The sequence below is a fragment of the Streptomyces boninensis genome, assembly GCF_048572725.1.
GTDB lineage: Bacteria > Actinomycetota > Actinomycetes > Streptomycetales > Streptomycetaceae > Streptomyces > Streptomyces boninensis.
Genome location: NZ_CP183837.1, coordinates 231,972 through 251,692, shown reverse-complemented (window position 1 = coordinate 251,692; position 19,721 = coordinate 231,972). Strand labels below are relative to the sequence as shown.

Genomic DNA, 19,721 nt, shown 5'->3' with positions numbered 1-19,721 from the left:
GGGCCGATACGTGAAGCGCTACATACTCCGCCGCGCCGGGATCGGCGTGCTGATGCTCTGGGTGGTGTCCCTGCTGGTCTTCGTGGTGCCGCGGCTGCTGCCCGGCGACCCGACGATCCAGAAGGTGGGCACCTCGCCGAGCATCGACAAGGACACCGTCGACCAGCTGCGGCGGTCGATGGGCCTGGACGACCCGATCCTGGTGCAGTACGCGCACTGGATCGGCGGCATGTTCCGCGGCGACCTCGGCGAGTCGTACTTCAGCCAGTACTCGGTGGTCGACCTCATCGGGCAGCGGGTCGCGCCGACGCTGCTGCTCGCGGTGGGCGGGGTACTGGTGGGCGTCGCGCTCGCGGTGCCCCTCGCCCTGCTGCCGCAGCTGCGCGGGGGGCGGGTGTGGGGGCGGATCGTCGGGGCGTACACGACGCTCGGCATGGCGGCGCCGCCCTTCGTCTTCGGGATCGCGGCGATCGCGCTGTTCAACGTGCAGTTCAAGGTGCTGCCGCTGGAGGGTTACGTATCGCCGCTGGACGATCCGGTGGAGGCGCTGCGGGCGCTGACGATGCCGGCGATGACCCTCGCCATCGCGGTGTCGGCGCCGCTGATCCGCTATCTGCGGTCGTCGCTGACCGACACGCTGACGGCGCCGTACGTGCGCACGGCGCGCGGAAAGGGCGTGCGCGCCCGGGTCGTGCTGACGGGGCACGTGCTGCCGAATGCGCTGCTGCCGGCGCTGACCGCGCTCGGCGTGATCATCGGGTCGGTGCTGGGTGGCGTGGTGATCGTCGAGATGGTCTTCCGGTGGCCGGGGCTCGGCTCGCTGCTCGTGGACTCGGTCTTCAAGCGCGACTACGCGGTGGTGCAGAGCGGGGTGCTGCTGGCCGCGGCGGCGTTTCTGCTGGTGAATCTGGTGGTGGACATTCTGTACGGGGTGCTGGATCCGCGGCTCCGGGGGCGGGGGGCGCGAGCATGACCGCCATCGAAGCCGTCGAGACGACGGCCGCACCGGCCGCGGCCGAGCAGGCCGGGCACGGCATCCTGCGCCGCTATCTGCGGCAGCCGGCCGCGGTGGCGGGGCTCGCGCTCTTCGCGCTGCTGGTGCTGCTCTCGCTGGTGGGCCCGCTGGTGCTGCCGTCCGGCACCCATATCGATCCGGCACATCGCTTCGCCGCGCCGTCCGGGGGCCACTGGTTCGGCACCGACGAGCTGGGGCGCGACGTGCTGGCCCGGGTCGCCGCCGCCGGACGGCTGTCGCTCGGCATCGCCATCGGAGCCACCGCCGTGTCCTTCGTGGCCGGGGCCGCGTGGGGCCTCGCCGCCGCGGCGACCCGCGGCTGGGCCGACGACGTGCTGATGCGGATCGCCGACGCGGCGATGGCGATCCCGATCATCCTCTTCGCGCTGGTCTTCGTCGCCGCGCTCGGCACCACCGTGCCGGTGCTGCTCATCGTGACCGGGCTGCTGATGGCGCCGCTCACCGCGCGGGTGGCGAGATCGGCGGTGCTGGCGGAGCTGGAGAGCGATTACGTGCGGGCGCTGACCGCGGTCGGCGTGCCCAAGCGACGGATCATGGCGCGGGAGGTCCTGCCGAACGCGTCCCCGGCGCTGCTGGCACAGGCCTCGCTGAACCTCGCCACGTCGCTGATGGTCGAGGCGAGCCTCAGCTTCGTCGGGCTCGGCGTGCAGCCGCCGGACGCGTCGTGGGGGACGCTGCTGCAGGCGGGCTACGCGAAGCTCTTCCAGAGCATCTGGTATCCGCTGATGCCGGCGCTCGTCATCCTCGCGGCGATCGCCGCGCTGAACACCATCGGTGATCAACTGCAGCGGGTGCTGTACCGGAGTGGCTCATGACCGACCCAGTGCTGAAGGTGACGGATCTGGAGGTCGGGGCGCGGGGCGTGCCGTTGGTCAGGAAGGTTTCCTTTCAATTGGCGCGCGGTGAACGGCTCGGCCTGGTCGGTGAGTCGGGCTCCGGGAAGTCGCTGACCTCCCTCGCCGTCATGCGGCTCAACACCCCGCCCACCGCGATCACCGGCGGCTCGGTGCTGCTCGGCGACCGCGACCTGGTGCGGGCCGACGAACGCGAGATGGAGCGGGTCCGCGGCGCCCGCGTCGCCATGGTCTACCAGGACCCGATGAGCAGCCTCAACCCGGTCCGTACGATCGGCGCCCAGGTCGCCGAGGCGATACGGGCCCACGAGGACGTCCCGGCCAAGGCCGCCCACGCCCGCGCCGTCGACCTCCTCGGCGAGGTCGGCGTCCCGGACCCGGCCGCCCGCGCCCGGGACTATCCGCACCAGTTCTCCGGCGGCATGCGCCAACGGGTCGTCATCGCGATGGCCATCGCCGCATCCCCCGAGGTGCTGATCGCCGACGAGCCGACCACCGCCCTCGACGTGACGACTCAAGCCCGCATCCTGGAGCTGCTCGACCGGCTCATCGGCGAGCTCGGCATGTCGGTGCTCTTCATCACCCACGACCTGGCGGTGGCGGCCGGGTTCTGCGACCGGCTCAACGTCATGTACGCGGGCCGGGTGGTCGAATCGGGGCCGGTGGCGGACGTCTTCGCGGCGCCGGAGCACCCGTACACGCGTGCTCTGATCGACTCCAACTGCACCTTCGCGCTCGATCCGGACCAGGACATCCCCGCCATCGGCGGCCAGCCCCCGGTCGCGGGCGCACTGCCGGCGGGTTGCGCCTTCCATCCGCGCTGTCCGCTGGCGGAGGACGCGTGCCGGGTTGACGATCCGCTGCCGCTGGTCCCGGGTCCCGGGCGGCTGATCGAGTGTCATGTGGCGGCCCGCCGGTACGAGAAGGGGGTGGCCGCGCTGTGAGCGCTGATGTGCTGGTCGAGGCGCGTGACCTGACCAAGGTGTTCCGTACGGACAGCGGGCCGGTGCGGGCGGTCGACGGGGTGTCCTTCGCCATTGGGCGCGGGGAGACCTTTGGGCTGGTCGGCGAGTCGGGGTCCGGGAAGTCGACGACGGCGGCCCTGCTGCTCGCTCTCGACCGGCCGACCAGCGGGTCGGTCACCTTCGAGGGCCGGGACATTTTCCGGCTGTCGGCGGGCGATCTGCGGCGGCAGCGGCGGCAGATGCAAATGGTCTTCCAGGATCCGGTCGCCGCGCTGAACCGCCGCAAGACCGTGGGGCAGATCGTCGGCCTTCCGCTGGAGATCCACGAGGGCGCTTCGGGGGCGGAGAAGCGGGCGCGGGTGGCGGAGCTGCTGGACTTGGTCGGGCTGCCGGAGTCGTTCGCCGGCCGCTATCCGCATGAGCTGTCCGGAGGCCAGTGCCAGCGGGTCGGGATCGCGCGGGCGATTGCCCTCAACCCGAGCTTTGTGATCCTGGATGAGGCGGTGTCGGCGATCGATGTGGCGATTCAGGCGCAGATCCTCAACCTCTTCCGCAGCCTGCAGAAGCGGCTGGGGCTGACGTATCTCTTCGTCTCGCATGACCTGGCCGTGGTGCGTTACATGGCGCCGACGGTGGCGGTCATGCATCAGGGGAAGATCGTGGAACAGGGGAGCCGGGAGCAGATCTTCAGTGATCCGCGGCACGAGTACACCCGTAGTCTGATTGCCGCTGTGCCGCAGCCGGACCCGGCTGATCAGCGGTGGCGTAAGGCGCAGAAGGAGGCCGTCGCGTGACCGCCATCGCCTTGATCGGCCTCGGCGACATCGGTCTGCGCGCCCACCTGCCCGCCCTCCTCCGCAACCCGGACGTGCAGCTCACCGCCCTCGTCGACCCGGACCCGGCGCGCCGCAAGCTCGCCGCCGAAGCCGCGCCCGGCGTGCCCGTACACGAGTCGGCGGACGCGCTACGGGCGGCCGACGCCGCCGTCCTCGCCACCCCGCCGTGGATCACCGCCACTCTCATCCGCGAGCAACTCGCCGCCGGCCGCCACGTCCTGGCCGAAAAGCCCATCGCCACCGACCTGCACACGGCCGAATCCCTCCGCGGCAGCCCGCACACCGACCGCCTCCAGGTCGGCTTCACCTACCGCCACGACCCGGCCATGGAGCGGCTGCGCGACTGGATCGCCGCCGGCCGCCTGGGCGCGCCCCCGTACCTGGTCCGCGCGCACATCTACGACGAGCTCCGCGACCCGGCGGACCCGGCCCACGCGGACCGTATCCGCGCCACCCTCGGCCACGGCCTGCCGGTGGTGCACGACGGCGCGCACCTCTTCGACTGGCTGTGGTTCCTGCTCGGCGAGCGACCCGCCGTCGCGGACGCCTGGGCCGTACGGACCGCCCCCGACGCGCCCGCCGCCAACCTCACCGGGGCCCGGCTGACGTACCCCTCCGGCACCACGGCGCTGGTGGAGGTCGGCTGGTGGGCGGACCGGCTGCCGCCTTGCGAGCTGCAGTTGCTGGGGGATCGCGGGCATGCGGTGCTCGACTGCGCGACCTTCCGGCTCACGCTGGATACGGCGGCAGGCCGCGAGGTCTACGATCCGCCCGGCGAGCGCACCGAGCGCTGTTTCGACCGGCAGTTGGAGCGCTTTGTCGATCTGACGACAGGGCGACTGCCACGGGCCGTACCCGGCCTGGAGGAGGGCCTGGCCAGCCTCGCCCTCAGCGAGCGCATAGCCGAGGAGGCGGTACGCGCATGACGGCCTCGCACTGGACCGACCTCAACCGGCAGCAGCTCACCGAACTCCTGCCGGACGCCCTCGTCCTGCTCCCGGTAGGAGCGACGGAACAGCACGGCCCGCACCTCCAGACGGGCACCGACACCCTGCTGGCCACGACGGTGGTGCAGCGGGCCGCCCAACTGGCCGCGACCACCAGGCCCCTGGTGCTGGCCCCGCCCCTCCCGTACGGCTGCTCCGACCACCACCTCCCCTTCGGCGGCACCCTCTCGCTCTCACCTGAGACGATGCTCGCCACCCTTCTCGACATAGCGAGAAGTCTCCAAATAGACGGCGCCCGACGCCTCTTCATCATCAACGGCCACGGCGGCAACATCGGTCCCTGCCACTCCGCCGCCGCAGCCGCCTCCACCCGCCACGGCCTGGCGGTCGCGTACGCCAACTACTGGGACCTCTCCGGTACGGGCGACAGCCCCGGCCACGCCGGCGCCTTCGAGACCTCGGCCGTCGCCTCGCTGCACCCCCTGGCCGCACCCGCCCCCGACCGGCCCACCCAGCCGGAGGTGCCCGCGGCCGCCGGCGTCACCGTCCACACCCAGGCCCTCTGGCAGGCCATCGACGGCTACAGCGACACCCCTTCGGCCCGTACCCCCGAGCAGGGCGCGGCCTGGCTGGACGCCTGCGCCAAGGGCCTGGCGGAGCGGATCGACCACCTCGCGGAGGCACTCGCATGATCGACTTCCACATGCACATCCCGGCGGGCGAGCAGGCGGGCTTCCTCGCGGGCGCGCAGTTCGGACCCGCCGACTTCCTCACCTTCATGGACAAGGCGGGGATCGACATCAGCGTCGTCCTCACCCACGACGGCCTCTTCCACCCCAGCCCCGCCGAGAACGACAAGCTCGCCGCCTTCACCGCCGCCGACCCGGCCCGGATGCGCGCGCTCGGCACAGTCGACCCGCGCGCCGACTGGGCGGTGGCCGAGACCGAGCGTTGCGTGCACGAGCTGGGCATGCACGGCCTGAAGCTGCACCCGTGGCTGCAGGGCTTCTGCCCGCACGAGCCGTTCATGGACCCCATCTGCGAGGTGCTGGCCCCGACGTCCGGCGTGCTCATCTTCCACGACGGCACCCCGCCGTACTCCTCCCCACTGCAGATCGCGGCGCTCGCCCGCCGCCACCCGCGGGTGCGGTTCGTGCTCTCGCACGGCGGCCTGCACGACTGCTGGCGCGAGGCGCGTACGGCGGTCACCACGACCCCGAACCTGCACATCTGCCTGTGCGGCACGCCCCCGTACGCGGTCCGCCGCATTGCCGCCGAAGTCCCGCCGGACCAGCTGCTGTTCGGCACCGACTCCGGCCTGTCGGCCGAGGTGGAGCAGCCGTACGCCGTCACCCGCGTCCAGGAGCTGCACGCCCTCGGCCTGCCGGACCACGTGCTGACCGCAATGACGGAGACCAACCCGCGCCGCCTCCTCGGCCTCCCGGCGAGGGCGGCGGCATGACCCGTATCGCAGCCATGGAGACCGCCCAGGTCTCCCTCCCCGTCCGCCGCGACCTCGTCGTCCGCGGCGCCCGCGGTGCGCACGACCGCTCCGACTTTCTCCTGGTCCGGGTCCGGACCGACGACGGCATCGACGGCTACGGCGAGGTCAGCGCCACCCCGATCTGGAGCGGCGAGGACGGCGCCAGCGCCGAGCACTTCATCCGTACGGCGCTGGCGCCGGTGCTGCTCGGGGAGCCGCTGGTCCCGGCGGTGCTGGAGGCGGCGATGGACCGCGCCCTGGCGGGCAACCCCTTCACGAAGGCGGGCGTCTCGATCGCGCTCTGGGACGCGCTGGCGAAGCGGCACGCGGTGCCGCTGGCGGTGCTGCTGGGCGGTGGCGGCCCGGTGCGGCGGGAGGTCCCGGTCAAGCTGTCGCTTTCGGGCGATGGCGATGAGCTGGTACGGGCCCATGCCGCGGCCGCGGCGGCGGGCTTCGGGGCGTTCAAGGTGAAGGTGGGTCTTGGCGTCGCCGGGGATGCCGCCCGGGTGCGCCTGGCCCGCGAACTGACCGGCCCCGACGCCTTCCTCGGCACCGACGCCAACGGCGGCTGGACCCGGGCGGAGGCGGCCGCGGCGATGCGCCGGCTGGAGGCGTACGCCCCCGACTTCGTCGAGCAGCCGCTCGCGCCCGGCGACCTGGCGGGTCTGCGGGAGCTGCGCGCGCTCGGCTTTCCGCTGATCGCGGACGAGTCGGTGTTCGGGCGCGACGACCTGGTGCGGCTGATTCGCGCGGACGCGGCCGACGTGGTGTCGGTGTACGTCGGCAAGGCGGGCGGTCCGGCGCGGGCGGTGGAGCTGGGCCGTATCGCCGCCGCCTTCGGCCTGGGCACGGTCATCGGGTCGAACGGGGAACTGGGTCTGGGCGCGGCGGCGCAGCTGCATGTCGCGTGCGCGCTGCCGGAGCTGACGACGGCGTTCCCGTCGGACATCATCGGCGCGCATTACTACGACGAGGATGTGCTGGCCGCGCCGCTCGCCGGCGACGGCAGGCAGGTCCGCCTCACCGAGGCGCCAGGGCTGGGCGTGACGATCCGCGACGACATCCTGAAACTGTTCGGCCAGTAAGGCTCCGAGTCGGGAGGGAACCCCGCATGCTCATCGACGCCCACGTCCGCATCGGCGACGGCCGCGAGGTCGCGCTGTCCACCGAGTCCCTGCTGGCCGACATGGATGACCTGGGCATTGACCGCACGCTGATCGCGCCGTCGGAGCGCTGCATCGCGTACGACAATCGCGAGGGCAATGCACGGACGGTGGCTGCGGCGCGGGCTTCGGGCGGGCGGCTGCTGGCGTACGCGGTCGCCAACCCCTGGCGCGGCGAGGAGGCGACGGCCGAGCTGGAACGGGCCCGGGACGAGGGCGCGGTGGCGCTCGCGGTCGACCCGGTGCTGCAGGGCTTCGACCTGCTCGACGGCCTGCTCGACCCGCTGCTGCGGCGGGCGGGGGAGTGGGGCTGGCCGGTGTACGTCCGTACCGGCACCCCGCCGTCCTCGATCCCGCTTCCGCTGGCGGAGCTGGCGCTGCTCCATCCTGACGTGGCGTTCATCATGGGCAAGAGCGGCGGCACGGACTTCTGGATCGACGCCAACCAGGCCCTGCTGCGGGCCCCGAATCTGTACGCGGACACGGCCTACGCGCCGTGGGACTCGGTCCTCACGGGCTTCGCGCGGACGGACGGCATCGGCACCGGCAGGGTGATCTTCTCGACGGACAGCCCGTACACGCTGCCGTCCATCGAACTCGGCCGGGTCCGCGAATGGCCGATCCCGGCGGGGGAGAAGGCGGCGGTGCTGGGCGGGACGATGGCGGGGCTGCTGCAATAGAAGCGTGCCCACCAAGACCCGGCAAACCCCTTCCCCCACCGGGCTGCGCCGGCTGCTGCTGCGGGCGCCGATCCGCCTCTTCCGGCTGCGCCTCGGCTGGATCTTCGGCGGCCGCCTGCTCCTGCTCACCCACACCGGCCGCACCAGCGGCAAGCCGCGTCAGGTCGTGCTCGAAGTGACGGGCCGCGACCGGGAGACGGGCGCGTACCACATCGTCTCCGGCTTCGGCCCGACGTCGCAGTGGTACCGCAACGTCCAGCAGACCCCCGAGGTGACCATCCAGGTCGGCATGCGCCGCAAGCCGGCCGTCGCCGAGCCGCTCGCCCCCGAGGAGTCGGGCCGCCTGATGGCCCGCTACGCGCTCCGCCATCCGCGCACGGCAGCGAAGCTGATGCGCTTCTGCGGCATCGAGACCGACGGCAGCCAGGAGGACTACTACCTCGTCGGCCGTGACTACATCCCTTTCGTGGCGGTGCACGTACACCCACGGGAGTAGTGCCCGACTCCTCCTCAAGGCAGATGATCTCCTATACCCCGAGGGGGCATGGTGTCGGTATATAGCCACAGGCCACCAGAGGGGAGTACGGAATGCTGCTGATCGAGGTCTTCGTGCCGAAGGGGACGCTGAGCGCCGCCGAGCAGGAGGCACTCGGGCGGCGGATCGTCGACGCGCTCATGGTCGAGGACGACAGCCACGCCATCGAACTCCTCGACGCCCAGCGCGCCATCACGCAGGTCCTCGTGCACGAGCCCACCGCCTGGGTGCTGGGGCAGCGGCCGGCGGCCGACGCCGCGGCTCCGCCGCGCTATCTCGTGCGGGTCACCGTGCCCGCGGCGTGGCGTAAGGACATGAGCGGCTATGCCGTGGAGACCATCACCGAGGCCTTGGCGGCGACCGAGCGGGCGGCGGGCCGGGACCCCGATCGCGTACGGCGGGAACCCCACGCGACCGTCCTGGTCGACGGCGTCTCGGAGGGCGGGGTCGGGCTCATGGGCCGGGTCATGAGCACCATGGATCTTACGGAGTTCGTCTCCCGCCCGTACCGCGACGCCACCGCCGCCGATCCGGCGCCTTCCGCCCCGGAGGGTTCGCTGATCGACCCGATCTGCGGCATGCGCGTCGCCCTCGACGACTCCGCGCTCACTCTCGTCCACGACGGTGTGCTGTACGGCTTCTGCCACGGCCTGTGCCGCCGCGCCTTCGCGGACGAGCACGGCGTGCCGCTCAACCAGTAGTCACCCCGGTGGTTCGAGGCTGCCGTCCTGGACCATCGCGTAGAGCTTCTCGCCGGGACACTCCGTCGCCAAGTGGTCGCGGTGGCCGTTGAGCCCGGTTGCCGCGCCGCCCTGCTCGCGGAGGCGGCGGATGGCGTGGTGGAAGCCGTCGATGAGTTCGGCCGTGATGGTGTCGTAGTCGTCCGTCGTGCCGCCCACCAGGCCGCAGACCGCGTACCAGTTCTGGTTGCCGGGGTCGGTCCCGTTGGCCGCGGTGCGGCGGCCCTCGCCGCGGCCCTCGAAGACGTAGCCGTGGACGCAGGTGAGATGGCTGTAGGCGATGTCCGCCCAGCCGTTGCTGTCCATGTGGTCGTTCTGTACGGCACGGACCTGGCCCGCGCAGTCCGCGTGGTCCTCGGCGGCCCACTTCGTGCCGCTGTAGTGGTGGATCGTCACGCCGCCGTTCTCCGGCGTGATGTTGCCGCTGGTGCTGGTCGGCGGGCGGGCGCCCCATTCGGCGCGGGTGACGAAGGCGGCCAGCGGCCGGGCGCCTTCGGCGGCGTACGAGGGGCCGGAGCCTATGACGGGAAGGGCGGCGGCGGTGCCGAGTGTGGCCGCGGCGCCGAGGAAGCCCCGTCGGCTGGGACGAGCGGGCACGTCATCCTCCTGGCAACGGTGGGGGGGCGATGCCGGTTCCGCGATTGACGGTACAGCGTCAATCGGCCCGGTCAAGGTGGCCTGTGGCGCGGGTGGTTCGGCGTCGCGGGCACACCCGGGAACGCCGAGGCCCTAGGGGACAGGTGCGGGTATTCACCGGGTCGTTCCCGATCGTGCCCGGTGGTGGTGGCGGGTCACGATCGCGGGATGGGCCCTTCTCTGCTGTCACGCGTCCGCCGCCCCGCCGTCCTACGTGCGTCCGACGCCGCCGCGTACGCCCGTCTCTTCGCGCTGACCGGCATCGGCACCGTGCTGGTCACCCGCGCCTTCCTGGCGCAGGCCGGCTATCCCAAGATCGGTGGCGGGGCGAGCAATCTGCATATCGCGCACATGTTGTGGGGCGGGCTGCTGATGATGGCGGCCTTGCTGATCCTGCTCTGCTGCGTCGGGCAGGCGGCGCGGCGGGGTGCGGCGGTGGCCGGTGGGGCGGGGTTCGGGCTGTTCATCGATGAGGTCGGGAAGCAGGTCACCGATGAGCCCGGATACTTCTATCAGCCCGCCGCCGGGATCATTTACGGCAGCTTCGCGCTGCTCCTGCTGCTCGCCGAGGTGGTGCGCAGGCGGTCCGCGGACCCTGCCGCGCTGTCGGCCGAACAACGTACCGCCCAGGCCGCGGACTTGGTGCTCGGCGGCGTCGGTCGCGGGCTGACCGACGCGCAGCGGCGGAGTGCGCGCACGCTCCTGGATGGCTCCGGGCGCGAGGCCGACCAGGCGCTCGTACGGCTCATGGACACCCTCCCGGAGCGGTCGCCGGGGCCGGATCGGCGGTGGGCGGCTGCCGCCGCCAAGGCGCTGCGGCGCGCGGCCGGGTCCCGTACCGCCGCCGTCCTGGCCATCGGCTGCGCGATCACCGAGGCGGCGCTGCTCGCGGTCTGGATCCCGATGGACGCGCTCAGCGGCGAGCTCGAGCACGATCCGCAGGCCGGTGCCGCCGTCGGCATTCTGGTCGCCGCCGCCGCTTCTGTCGTGCTCGCGACCGCGGGGGTGGTGCGGCTGGCGTGGGACCGGGTTGCCGCGTTCCGGCTGATCCGGCTGGGGCTCTTGGCGGATGTGCTCGTGGGACAGGTGTTCAAGTTCACCGTGAATCAATTCGCCGCCGTCACCGAGCTCGCCTTCGATCTCGGGGTGTTGTGGGTGGTGTCGGTGCAGCTCGCGGAGGCGTCGCGGCGGGGGGTTAACCCCACCGTCAGTCCGGATGATCGCCCCATCGCTCCGGCCGGTGCGCGCGGGCATCGTGGGGTGGCATAAGCAGGCGGTGCACATCGGCTGTGCCGTACCTGATGGCCGCGACGAATGAGGATGACCACGTGATCAAGCACAAGCGCACCCTGGGCAGCGTACTCACCTTGGCCGTGGCACTGGGCGTCGCGGGCGGCACGCTGCAGGGCACCGCCGCGGCCACCACCGGATCGATCGCCGCCGACTCGGCCAGGCACGACGACGACGCCCGGCTGCGCGCCCTGCTGCACCGGCTGACCACCGTCGACGGGGCGCCGGGCGCTCTCGCCGAAGTGCGGGACCGGCGCGGCAGTACGGTGCTCACCAGCGGCGTCGCGAACATCAAAAGCAACGCGCCCCTGCACCGTGACAGCAGATTCCGGATCGGCAGCATGACCAAGACGTTCACCGCGACGGCCATGCTGCAACTGGTCGGTGAGCACCGCGTCGACCTCGACGCGCCCGTGGAGCGCTACCTGCCCGGCGTCGTCCGCGGCCACGGCAATGACGGGCGCAAGATCACCGTCCGCCAGCTGCTCCAGCACACCAGCGGCCTGCCCGACTTCCTCGACTACCTCAAGCCGCAGGACGTCGTCGCGGACCCGCTGGCCGAGCACGACCCCCGCGACCTGGTGAAGCTCGCCCTCGAACACCCTCCGGTCTTCAAGCCGGGCACGGACTGGGACTACTCCAACACCGGCTACCTGCTCGCCGGAATGATCATCGAGCGGGTGACGGGCAACTCGTACGCCCACGAGATCCAGCAGCGCATCATCAAGCCGCTCGGCCTGCGCGAGACGTCCGTCCCGGTCGACTCCCCGGAGATCCCGGGACCACACCCGCGCGGATACGCGCAGCCGGGCCCCGACGCGCCGCTCCTGGACGTCACCGCGGTCAGCCCCACGGTCGGCGGCACGGCCGGCGGGATCATCTCCAGCGGCACCGACCTCAACCGCTTCTTCGGCGCCCTCGTCGGCGGCAAGCTGCTGCGCCCCGCCGAGCTGCGGGAGATGATGACCACCCGGCCGACGGGCGGCTCGGACGGCCGGGAGTACGGCCTCGGCCTGGAGCGCAAGCCGCTGCCGTGCGGTGGCCACTACTGGGGGCACACCGGGGACTTCCTCGGCTTCGAGACGATGGCCGGTGCCACCACCGAGGGCCGGCAGGCGACGGTCATGGTGAACCTCGGGCCGGGCAGCTCCGACGCGCAGAGCGACGACATGGAGTCCGCGGTGCACACCGCTCTCTGTCAGACCTGCGGCTGACGCGCGTATCCCTCGGCCAACTCGCGGATGGCGTCGGCGATGTCCTGCCATGCCCGGTCGGGCAGATCGTGGCCGACGCCGGCGAGGACGTTCAGGCGGGCGCCTGGGATACGGGCCGCGGTGCGCTTGCCGCCGGCGGGCTTGATCAGGGGGTCGTCCGCCCCGTGCAGCACCAGCGTCGGGACCGTGATCTCGGTGATCTTCGGGCCGCTCCACTGGGCGCCGATCTGGCGGCTCTGCGCCTCGGCGTCGTACACACCGGCGTCGGCGACGCGCTCGGCCACCTCGCGGGCGGCCGCCTCGTCGAAGGGGCGGTTACGGGAAGCGAGCAGCCGGGCGACGGCGACGTTGGCCTCGACGGCGCCCTCCCGGGTGTCGGGGAACTTCAGGCGGGCGAACTTCGACAGCGTGCCGGTGCGGATGTATTTGAGCGTGCCGATGCCCGCCGCGTCGCCGGGGATCGCGGACATCGACGTCAGCGTGCGCACTCTGCTGGGGTGCCGCAGCGCGATCCGCTGGGCGACGGCGCCGCCGAGTGACTGGCCGAAGAGGTGCGCTGACTCCCAGCCCAGCTCGTCCAGGACGGCGATCGCGTCGTCCGCCATGTCCTCGGCGGTGTAGGCCTCGCCGCGCTTGCGGAAGAGCGAGGTGATCGGGTTCTTGGTGGCGGTGGGCGGCAGGTGCGTGGACTCGCCGGCGTCCCGGTTGTCGTAGCGGGCCACGGCGAAGCCGTGCGCGGCCAGCGCCTCGCACAGCCCGTCCGGGATCAGCCGGCGGGAGGCTCCCAGGCCCGTGACGATCAGGAGCGGCTCGCCGCCGGCTTCGGGGCGCCACTGGTCGTACGCGAGCTGCACCTGCCCGTTCTGCGCCCAGCGGACCTGGGTCCACTGCGATGTCGACGACGTGCTCATGGTGATCCCTTTCCAGATACTGCGAATAGCGTTCGCAGTAATAGAGTGTACGCCATGGACACCGTCTGGACGCGCCCTGAGCGGGGTGCCCGGGGCCCCGCCCCCGAACACAGCCGCGCCCAGCTCACCGCGGTCGCCATCGAGCTGGCCGACGCCGACGGGCTCGCGGCCGTCTCGATGCGCCGGGTCGCCGGGCAGCTGGGCACGGGCCCGGCGTCCCTCTATCGGTACGTCGCCGGGCGCGACGACCTCATCGACCTGATGAGCGATGCCGTCGCGGGGGAGATCGACCTCGGCGTCCCGCTGACCGGCGACCCGGTGGATGACCTGGTGGCCCTGGCCGTACGCACCAAGGACGTGCAGCTGCGCCACCCCTGGGTCCTCGACGTACCCCCGGAGCCGCTGCGCCTCGGCCCGCGCGGCCTCGACTACCTCGAGCACACCCTGCGCGCGCTGGCGCCGTCGCCGCTGTCGGGCCAGGCCAAGCTGGAGGCCATCGGCCTGCTGAGCGCCCAGGTGACGATCTTCGCCCGTACCGAGCTGCAGGGGCGTCAGGCCGCCTCCGGCCGCCGCGCCGCCCAGGCCGCCTACCTGGCCCAGGCCGCCGCCGCGGGCCACCATCCGACCCTCGCGGCGACCATGGCGGACGCGGCCGAGGCGCCGCCCGTCGAGGACCTCTTCGAGCGGCTGGTACGGCGGGTGCTCACCGGTCTCCTCGGCTGACGGGTCAGCTTTCCGGCTTACGTGGGCCCGGCTGCTGTCAAACCAGAAGTTGACCTGGTGCGACTTGTGGGCTGACGCGGCATGGGGCGGGGCGGCGGCAACGTGGGGGCCGTAACGGATCGTTGGCCGATCGCCGAAGGAGAATCACATGACCGAGACCTCAAGCCCTCCGCCCCGCTGGCTGCGCGTGCTGGCGCACACCGCCGCGCTCACGCCGGTGCCGTCGGGGGTGTGGCGGCTGGCGATGGCGGCCGGGGTGCCGACCGGGTTCGCGGTCGGGTCCGGGCTGCATCCGAGTGAGATCTCGGGCGAGTTCGCCGCGTACATGGTCGTGCTGAGCCTGCTCGCGGAGGCGCTCGCGCTGCTGACGCTCGGACTGGTGCAGCGCTGGGGCGAGGCCGTGCCCGCGTGGGTGCCCCGGCTGGGCGGCCGGCGGATACCGCCGCTTGCGGCCTTTCTGCCGGCGATCGCGGCGGCGACCGTCCTCACCGCAGCGGGCATCCTCGGCGTCGTCGGCTGGACCTCCGCGGAGAACATGGGCGCCGCCACCTCGCCCCACGGCGCCGCGTTCTGGGTGATGACGTTGGCGTACGCGCCCTTGGTGCTGTGGGGGCCGCTGCTCGGGGTGGTCGCGATCGCCTCGTACCGCATCCGCCGCCAGGGCGGCTCGGCGGCCGGCGCTCGCGTGGCTCAGGCCGAGGCGTCCACGACGCGGAGGCCGGTGCCGCCGCGGACGCGGAGCCGGTGGTCGAGGACGTCGTCGCTACGCACCCCGGGGCCGGCGCCGACGATGACCTAGTCGAACTCCGTCACAGAGGGGGTTCCTTGAGGGATTCCTTGGACGGCCGGATGTTGTGGTTGAGGTGGAAGACGTTGTCAGGGTCCCAGGTGTCCTTCAAGGCCGTCAGCCGGGAGAGCTGCTCCGTGCGGTACGCGCTCGTGACGCCCGCGGCTCCCTCGTCCGTGAGTGCGTTGACGTACGCGCCGCTGGCGAAGGGGGCCAGGGTCTTGCCGTAGCGGCGGGCGGCGGCCATGCGGGGCTCGTCCTCTGCCGGGTTGTCCCAGCGGGCGGCTGCCACGAACTCGAAGAGCGCGTCGCGCTGGCTGAACGCGGTGTCCTGCAGGGGGACGTCGGCGATGGCGCCGCCGTACGCCTGCAGGCTCGCCGAAGGCAGCCCCTCGCCGCGGCCGTCGGGGGTGCCGCGCAGCAGGAAGGCCTCGATCGCGGCGTCGGGCAGCTCGGTGAAGTACTGGCCCTTCCAGTACCGGCGCAGGGTGTGGCCCTCGATGCTGTCGTCCATCCGCTGGAGGTCGAGGTATGTCAGCTCCCTGACCTGCTCGGAGGCCGGGCGGCCCAGTGCGCGCAGGGGCGGTAGCTGCTTGCGTCCCTCGTCCGGATCGCCCACCCAGACCAGGCCGACGCTCGCCTGGGGGCGGCCGTCCTTGTCGCCGACCCAGGCGGTGAAGGTGGCCGCGCGTGGGGCGGTGGCGTTGAGGTCGCGCCAGCCCTGGAAGGCCGCCGGGGCCTCGTCGAGCTCGAAGAAGAAGTCCGCCAGCAGTGCCTCGCCCGCCACCGGGTGCAGCGCGAACTCGAACTCGGTCACCACCCCGAAGTTCCCGCCGCCGCCGCGCAACCCCCAGAACAGTTCGGGGTTCTCCTGCGCGCTCGCCCGTACGGTCTGCCCCGTCGCCGTCACCATCTCGAAGGAGACGACGTTGTCGCAGGAGAGCCCGTACTGCCGGGCCAGCCAGCCCATGCCGCCGCCGAGGGTGAGGCCGCCGACGCCGGTGTGCGAGACGTTGCCCGCCGTGGTGGCCAGGCCGTGCTCCTGCGCGGCCAGGTCGAGGGCGCCGAGGAGGGCGCCGCCCTGCACGCGGGCGCGACGGGTCCGCGGGTCGACCTGGACGCCGCCCATCGGCGTGAGGTCGATCATCAGGCCGTCCTCGGGAACGGCGGGGCCGAGGATGCCGTGGCCGCCGCAGCGGACGGCGACTTCCAGGCCGTGGTCCCGGCCGTAGCGGATCGCCGCCGCCACGTCGTCGGCGCTGACGCAGCGCGCGATCAGGCGCGGTCTGCGGTCGACCATGGCGTTCCAGACCGCCCGCGCCCGGTCGTAGCCCTCATCCCCGGCACGGAGCAGCTGACCTGCGATTTCGATCTTGCCTGGCATGGCGCCCCCCTTTGACGTCAACGGAAGGCTGGCGGCAATTCGGCGGGTTGTCCACCGTATTGAAGGTAGGGGCAGCTCCATGTTCCGGGGCGGTACTGATCCTTAGTGTCGATTTACCCGACACCCCAGGAGAGCCGCATGCGCGCCAATCCAGAGCGCCCGCCCACGGACGAGCTGCTGCGTTTGGAGGACGTCCGCAAGGTGTACGGGCGTTCGCGGGCGCGTGTGGCGGCCCTCGACGGGGTGTCGCTCGCCTTCCGGCGGCACACCTTCACCGCGGTGATGGGGCCCTCCGGGTCCGGCAAGAGCACCTTCCTGCACTGCGCGGCGCTGCTCGACCGGCCGACCTCCGGGCGGGTCTTCCTGGACGGCCAGGATCTGACGGAGATGAAGGAACGCGCGCTGACGAAGCTGCGCAGGAACCGGATCGGGTTCGTCTTCCAGAGCTTCAATCTGCTGCCCGCGCTGAATGTGGTGGACAATGTGACGCTCCCGCTGCGGCTGGCGGGTCAACGGCCCAACCGCAGGCTGGTTGACGACGTCATCGAGCGCACCGGGCTCACCGCCCGCCGCAAGCACCGGCCGGGCGAGCTCTCCGGCGGGCAGCAGCAGCGGGTCGCGATCGCCCGCGCGCTCGTCACCCGCCCTGTGCTGCTGTTCGGGGACGAGCCGACCGGCGCCCTGGACACCGAGACCGCACTGGAGATCCTCGGGCTGCTGCGCGCGGCGGTGGACACCGGCGACCAGACCGCGGTGATCGTGACGCACGATCCGGTGGCCGCCGCGCACGCCGACCGCGTCGTGTTCCTCGTCGACGGCAGGGTGAGCGCCGAGCTCGAACAGCCCACCGTGCAGCAGGTGGCCGCCCGTATGACCCAACTCGGCGCCTGGGCCCGCAGACAGCAGCCCGTCGGCGCGGATCGGGTGAGCTGATGCTGCGGCTTGCGCTGAAGACCCTGCGGTTCCGGAAGGGCGGGTTTCTCGCCTCGCTGGTCGCCCTCTTCGTCGGCGCCGTCGTCGTCCAGGGCTGCGGCGGGCTGCTGGAGACCGGGATCCGGGCGGACGTACGGGCCGAGCGGCTGGCCGCGGCGCCGGTCGTGGTGACCGGGAGCCAGGATTACCCCGGCACGGCGATCGGCAACGCGACCGATCCGATGACGGAGCGGGTGCTGCTGGACGAGGAGTTGGTGGACGCCGTCGAGAGGGTGCCGGGCGTGGCGAAGGCCGTGCCGGATGTCACGGTCCCGATCACCGCGTTGGGCGGGCGGCCGGTCGAGGCGTTCGGGCATGGGTGGGCGAGTGCGTCGCTCGCGCCGTACAAGATGGTCGCGGGCGCCAAGCCGACTGCCGCGGGTGACGTGGTCGTGGACAGCGAGACCGCACGGGAGTTGGGGGTACGGCCGGGGGAGCGGCTCAGGGCGTCGGTGCGCGGCGTCCCGCACGCCTTCCGGGTCAGCGGCATCGCAGAGAGCGCGAGCGCCGACGAATCCGCGCTGCTGTTCACCGACGCGGAGGCCGCCCGGCTGTACGACCGGCCCGGGAAGATCGACGACATCGGAGAGCTCGCCGCTCCGGGCGCTGAAACGGCGAAGCTCGCCGACGCGATCGATGAGGCCGTCGGCGACCGGGGCGCCCGGGTGCTGCACGGCGACGACCGGGGGACCGCCGAGTTCCCCGACGCGATCACCGGCAGGCAGAACCTGATCCCGCTCGCCGGCGCCTTCGGCGGCCTCGCCACCCTGGTCGCGGTCTTCGTCGTGGGCAGCACCGTGGCCATGCTGGTGCAGCAGCGGCGCCGCGAGATGGCGCTGATGCGTACGACCGGGGTCACGCCCGGGCAGCTGCGCCGCCTGGTGATGGCGGAGACCGCGGTGGCCGCGCTGCTCGCGGCCGTGCTGTCGCTGGTGCCGGGGCGGGCGTTCGGGCGCTTCATGCACGACGTGCTGGTCGGGCAGGACCTGATTCCCGGCGAGATGGTCTTCAGCATGGGCCGCATTCCGCAGCTCGCCGGGTTCGGCGCGACGCTGGTCGCGGGGCTGGTCGCCGCGTTCGTCGCCTCGCGCCGGGTGTCGAGGGTCCGGCCGACCGAGGCGATGGCCGAGGCGACGCTGCAGAGCCGGTGGGTCAGCCCGATCCGCGTGATCCTGGCCATCCTGGCGCTGGGCGGGGCGACCGCGCTGGCGATCGTGACCGCGACGGTGATGTCCGGGCCGGTCGCGGCGAGCACGGCCGCGCCCTCGGCAATGCTGTGGGCGGTCGGGATCGCCCTGGTGGCGCCGGGACTGTGCCGCTGGCTGGCGGCCCTGCTGCGGTGGCCGGTCGGCTGGGTGACCGGGCTTTCCGGGCAGCTGGCGATGCTCAATGCGTCCGTACGGAAGGTGCGGCTGGCCTCGGCGGTCATCCCGATCATGCTGGCGACCGGGCTGGCCACGGCGCTCATCTATCTGCAGACGACTCAGGACGACGCGAGCAACCGGATGTTCGCGGAGGGGCTCAAGGCCGATGCCGTCGTCAGCGCCCAGAGCGGCGCCCTCCCGCCGTCGCTCGTCGACCGGCTCTCCCGCCTGCCGGAGGTCGCCGGAGCGTCCGCCTCGGTGCCCAGCGCCGCGCGCCTGGAGACGCAGCTGGACGGGGGCCGCGTCGAGCCGACCGAACTCGACCTGCAGGGAGTCACGGGATCGGGCGCGCGGCAGACGATCGCGCACCCGGCGGTGCGCGGCGACTACGGGCGGCTCACCGGCAACAGCATCGTGCTGCCCGAGGGCATGCTCCGCGACCGCGGCAAGCAGGTCGGCGACGAGGTGCGGCTGCGCTGGGGCAACGGCGAGGCGTCGACAATGAAGGTCGTCGGGTCCTTCAACCCGCCGCGCGGCTTCGGATACGCGATGGTCCCCGCGAGCGCCCTGCTGCCGCGTACGACCGACGGCGTGCTGCCGCAGATCCTGGTGAAGGCCAAGCCCGGAGTGCCGGCCGCCGAGCTGACGGCGGCCGTGCGGAAGGCGGCCGGCGGGGTGCCGGGAGTCGTCGTCGCGGACCGTACGGAAGCGAAGGTGGCGCATGCGGAGGGCGAGGAGACCGGGCGGGTGGCGAGTTATCTGATCGCCGCGGTCGTGGTCGGCTACGCGGTGATTGCCCTGGTCAACTCGCTGATCGTGGCCACCGCCGAGCGGCGGAACGAGTTCGCGCTGCAGCGGCTGATCGGGTCCACCCGCGCGCAGGTGCTGTGGATGATGTCGGTGGAGGCGCTGGTGACGGCGGTGGCCGGGATCGTGCTCGGGAGTGGGGTGGCCGCCGGGGCGCTGATCCCGTTCGGCATGGCGCTGGACGGGTCGGTGCTGCCCAGCGGGCCCGGGTGGATCTACCTGGCGATCGTGGGGTCCGCGGTGGCGCTGACGTTCGTGACCATCCTGCTCCCGGCGTCGGTCGCGCTGCGGGCGCGGCCGGTGGAGGCGACCGTGGCCCCGTAGCTGATGCTCCGTCAGATTCGGCGGTCCCGGCCCCTTGATGATTGCGGGCGAGTGTGGGGCAATGGCCCCG

20 protein-coding genes are annotated in these 19,721 nt (G+C 72.5%); 17 read left to right on the top strand and 3 right to left on the bottom strand.

Annotated features, from left to right (window positions below; all coding sequences use genetic code 11):
- Nucleotides 1-10 precede the first annotated feature (10 nt).
- From ACNNMR_RS01185 to ACNNMR_RS01135, 11 genes are all read left to right on the top strand, one after another.
- Nucleotides 11-973, top strand: coding sequence for an ABC transporter permease (locus ACNNMR_RS01185; protein ID WP_419992575.1), 963 nt, complete (start codon nucleotides 11-13; stop codon nucleotides 971-973).
- Nucleotides 970-1,851, top strand: coding sequence for an ABC transporter permease (locus tag ACNNMR_RS01180; RefSeq protein WP_419992574.1), 882 nt, complete (start codon nucleotides 970-972; stop codon nucleotides 1,849-1,851). Before ACNNMR_RS01185 ends, ACNNMR_RS01180 begins: the two co-directional genes overlap by 4 nt.
- The gene (locus tag ACNNMR_RS01175; protein ID WP_419992573.1) at nucleotides 1,848-2,834 is read left to right on the top strand and encodes an ABC transporter ATP-binding protein; all 987 of its coding nucleotides are present in this window, start codon (nucleotides 1,848-1,850) and stop codon (nucleotides 2,832-2,834) included. The genes ACNNMR_RS01180 and ACNNMR_RS01175 overlap by 4 nt, the downstream gene beginning before the upstream one ends.
- Nucleotides 2,831-3,649, top strand: a complete 819-nt coding sequence (locus ACNNMR_RS01170; protein WP_419992572.1) for an ABC transporter ATP-binding protein — start codon at nucleotides 2,831-2,833, stop codon at nucleotides 3,647-3,649. The genes ACNNMR_RS01175 and ACNNMR_RS01170 overlap by 4 nt, the downstream gene beginning before the upstream one ends.
- Nucleotides 3,646-4,617 (top strand): Gfo/Idh/MocA family protein, encoded by a 972-nt coding sequence (locus ACNNMR_RS01165; RefSeq protein WP_419992571.1) that lies wholly within the window; start codon nucleotides 3,646-3,648, stop codon nucleotides 4,615-4,617. The genes ACNNMR_RS01170 and ACNNMR_RS01165 overlap by 4 nt, the downstream gene beginning before the upstream one ends.
- Nucleotides 4,614-5,330 (top strand): creatininase family protein, encoded by a 717-nt coding sequence (locus tag ACNNMR_RS01160; protein WP_419992570.1) that lies wholly within the window; start codon nucleotides 4,614-4,616, stop codon nucleotides 5,328-5,330. The genes ACNNMR_RS01165 and ACNNMR_RS01160 overlap by 4 nt, the downstream gene beginning before the upstream one ends.
- Nucleotides 5,327-6,100: an amidohydrolase family protein gene (locus ACNNMR_RS01155; protein ID WP_419992569.1), complete on the top strand. Its 774-nt coding sequence runs from the start codon at nucleotides 5,327-5,329 to the stop codon at nucleotides 6,098-6,100. The genes ACNNMR_RS01160 and ACNNMR_RS01155 overlap by 4 nt, the downstream gene beginning before the upstream one ends.
- On the top strand, nucleotides 6,097-7,206 hold the full coding sequence (locus ACNNMR_RS01150) for a mandelate racemase/muconate lactonizing enzyme family protein (RefSeq protein ID WP_419992568.1): 1,110 nt from the start codon (nucleotides 6,097-6,099) through the stop codon (nucleotides 7,204-7,206). Before ACNNMR_RS01155 ends, ACNNMR_RS01150 begins: the two co-directional genes overlap by 4 nt.
- Nucleotides 7,207-7,232: 26 nt before the next feature.
- Nucleotides 7,233-7,964: an amidohydrolase family protein gene (locus ACNNMR_RS01145; protein WP_419992567.1), complete on the top strand. Its 732-nt coding sequence runs from the start codon at nucleotides 7,233-7,235 to the stop codon at nucleotides 7,962-7,964.
- 4 nt (nucleotides 7,965-7,968) lie between these two features.
- On the top strand, nucleotides 7,969-8,460 hold the full coding sequence (locus ACNNMR_RS01140; RefSeq protein WP_419992566.1) for a nitroreductase family deazaflavin-dependent oxidoreductase: 492 nt from the start codon (nucleotides 7,969-7,971) through the stop codon (nucleotides 8,458-8,460).
- A 92-nt stretch (nucleotides 8,461-8,552) separates the two neighbouring features.
- On the top strand, nucleotides 8,553-9,200 hold the full coding sequence (locus ACNNMR_RS01135) for a hypothetical protein (RefSeq protein ID WP_419992565.1): 648 nt from the start codon (nucleotides 8,553-8,555) through the stop codon (nucleotides 9,198-9,200).
- Here the strand turns inward: ACNNMR_RS01135 and ACNNMR_RS01130 are convergent, their stop codons facing one another.
- Entirely contained in the window at nucleotides 9,201-9,836 is a 636-nt protein-coding gene (locus ACNNMR_RS01130) for a twin-arginine translocation signal domain-containing protein (protein ID WP_419992564.1), read from the bottom strand.
- A 207-nt stretch (nucleotides 9,837-10,043) separates the two neighbouring features.
- Here ACNNMR_RS01130 and ACNNMR_RS01125 point away from each other — a divergent pair, with 207 nt between their 5' ends.
- The gene (locus ACNNMR_RS01125) at nucleotides 10,044-11,144 is read left to right on the top strand and encodes a hypothetical protein (protein WP_419992563.1); all 1,101 of its coding nucleotides are present in this window, start codon (nucleotides 10,044-10,046) and stop codon (nucleotides 11,142-11,144) included.
- A 59-nt stretch (nucleotides 11,145-11,203) separates the two neighbouring features.
- Entirely contained in the window at nucleotides 11,204-12,379 is a 1,176-nt protein-coding gene (locus ACNNMR_RS01120) for a serine hydrolase domain-containing protein (RefSeq protein ID WP_419992562.1), read from the top strand.
- Here ACNNMR_RS01120 and ACNNMR_RS01115 read toward each other — a convergent pair.
- A complete protein-coding gene (locus tag ACNNMR_RS01115) occupies nucleotides 12,364-13,290 on the bottom strand; it encodes an alpha/beta fold hydrolase (RefSeq protein ID WP_419992561.1) in 927 nt (308 codons plus the stop codon). The two genes, ACNNMR_RS01120 and ACNNMR_RS01115, sit on opposite strands and share 16 nt — an antisense overlap.
- 54 nt (nucleotides 13,291-13,344) lie before the next feature.
- Here ACNNMR_RS01115 and ACNNMR_RS01110 point away from each other — a divergent pair, with 54 nt between their 5' ends.
- The gene (locus tag ACNNMR_RS01110; RefSeq protein ID WP_419992560.1) at nucleotides 13,345-14,013 is read left to right on the top strand and encodes a TetR/AcrR family transcriptional regulator; all 669 of its coding nucleotides are present in this window, start codon (nucleotides 13,345-13,347) and stop codon (nucleotides 14,011-14,013) included.
- Between the two features lie 148 nt (nucleotides 14,014-14,161).
- On the top strand, nucleotides 14,162-14,812 hold the full coding sequence (locus tag ACNNMR_RS01105; RefSeq protein WP_419992559.1) for a hypothetical protein: 651 nt from the start codon (nucleotides 14,162-14,164) through the stop codon (nucleotides 14,810-14,812).
- 10 nt (nucleotides 14,813-14,822) lie between these two features.
- Here the strand turns inward: ACNNMR_RS01105 and ACNNMR_RS01100 are convergent, their stop codons facing one another.
- Nucleotides 14,823-16,184, bottom strand: coding sequence for an FAD-binding oxidoreductase (locus ACNNMR_RS01100; RefSeq protein WP_419992558.1), 1,362 nt, complete (start codon nucleotides 16,182-16,184; stop codon nucleotides 14,823-14,825).
- 138 nt (nucleotides 16,185-16,322) lie between these two features.
- Here ACNNMR_RS01100 and ACNNMR_RS01095 point away from each other — a divergent pair, with 138 nt between their 5' ends.
- Nucleotides 16,323-17,117 carry an ABC transporter ATP-binding protein gene (locus ACNNMR_RS01095; protein ID WP_419992557.1) on the top strand — a complete coding sequence of 265 codons (795 nt, stop codon included), beginning with the start codon at nucleotides 16,323-16,325 and terminating at the stop codon, nucleotides 17,115-17,117.
- Entirely contained in the window at nucleotides 17,117-19,651 is a 2,535-nt protein-coding gene (locus tag ACNNMR_RS01090) for an FtsX-like permease family protein (RefSeq protein ID WP_419992556.1), read from the top strand. Before ACNNMR_RS01095 ends, ACNNMR_RS01090 begins: the two co-directional genes overlap by 1 nt.
- Nucleotides 19,652-19,721 lie beyond the last annotated feature (70 nt).

What these genes read in the sequence shown, in the direction of transcription:
- ACNNMR_RS01180 (WP_419992574.1), top strand. Translation starts at nt 970, where the DNA reads ATGACCGCCATCGAAGCCGTCGAGACGACGGCCGCACCGGCCGCGGCC.
- ACNNMR_RS01175 (WP_419992573.1), top strand. Translation starts at nt 1,848, where the DNA reads ATGACCGACCCAGTGCTGAAGGTGACGGATCTGGAGGTCGGGGCGCGG.
- ACNNMR_RS01160 (WP_419992570.1), top strand. Translation starts at nt 4,614, where the DNA reads ATGACGGCCTCGCACTGGACCGACCTCAACCGGCAGCAGCTCACCGAA.
- ACNNMR_RS01155 (WP_419992569.1), top strand. Translation starts at nt 5,327, where the DNA reads ATGATCGACTTCCACATGCACATCCCGGCGGGCGAGCAGGCGGGCTTC.
- ACNNMR_RS01150 (WP_419992568.1), top strand. Translation starts at nt 6,097, where the DNA reads ATGACCCGTATCGCAGCCATGGAGACCGCCCAGGTCTCCCTCCCCGTC.
- ACNNMR_RS01145 (WP_419992567.1), top strand. Translation starts at nt 7,233, where the DNA reads ATGCTCATCGACGCCCACGTCCGCATCGGCGACGGCCGCGAGGTCGCG.
- ACNNMR_RS01135 (WP_419992565.1), top strand. Translation starts at nt 8,553, where the DNA reads ATGCTGCTGATCGAGGTCTTCGTGCCGAAGGGGACGCTGAGCGCCGCC.
- ACNNMR_RS01125 (WP_419992563.1), top strand. Translation starts at nt 10,044, where the DNA reads ATGGGCCCTTCTCTGCTGTCACGCGTCCGCCGCCCCGCCGTCCTACGT.
- ACNNMR_RS01115 (WP_419992561.1), bottom strand. Translation starts at nt 13,290, where the DNA reads ATGAGCACGTCGTCGACATCGCAGTGGACCCAGGTCCGCTGGGCGCAG.
- ACNNMR_RS01110 (WP_419992560.1), top strand. Translation starts at nt 13,345, where the DNA reads ATGGACACCGTCTGGACGCGCCCTGAGCGGGGTGCCCGGGGCCCCGCC.
- ACNNMR_RS01105 (WP_419992559.1), top strand. Translation starts at nt 14,162, where the DNA reads ATGACCGAGACCTCAAGCCCTCCGCCCCGCTGGCTGCGCGTGCTGGCG.
- ACNNMR_RS01100 (WP_419992558.1), bottom strand. Translation starts at nt 16,184, where the DNA reads ATGCCAGGCAAGATCGAAATCGCAGGTCAGCTGCTCCGTGCCGGGGAT.
- ACNNMR_RS01095 (WP_419992557.1), top strand. Translation starts at nt 16,323, where the DNA reads ATGCGCGCCAATCCAGAGCGCCCGCCCACGGACGAGCTGCTGCGTTTG.
- ACNNMR_RS01090 (WP_419992556.1), top strand. Translation starts at nt 17,117, where the DNA reads ATGCTGCGGCTTGCGCTGAAGACCCTGCGGTTCCGGAAGGGCGGGTTT.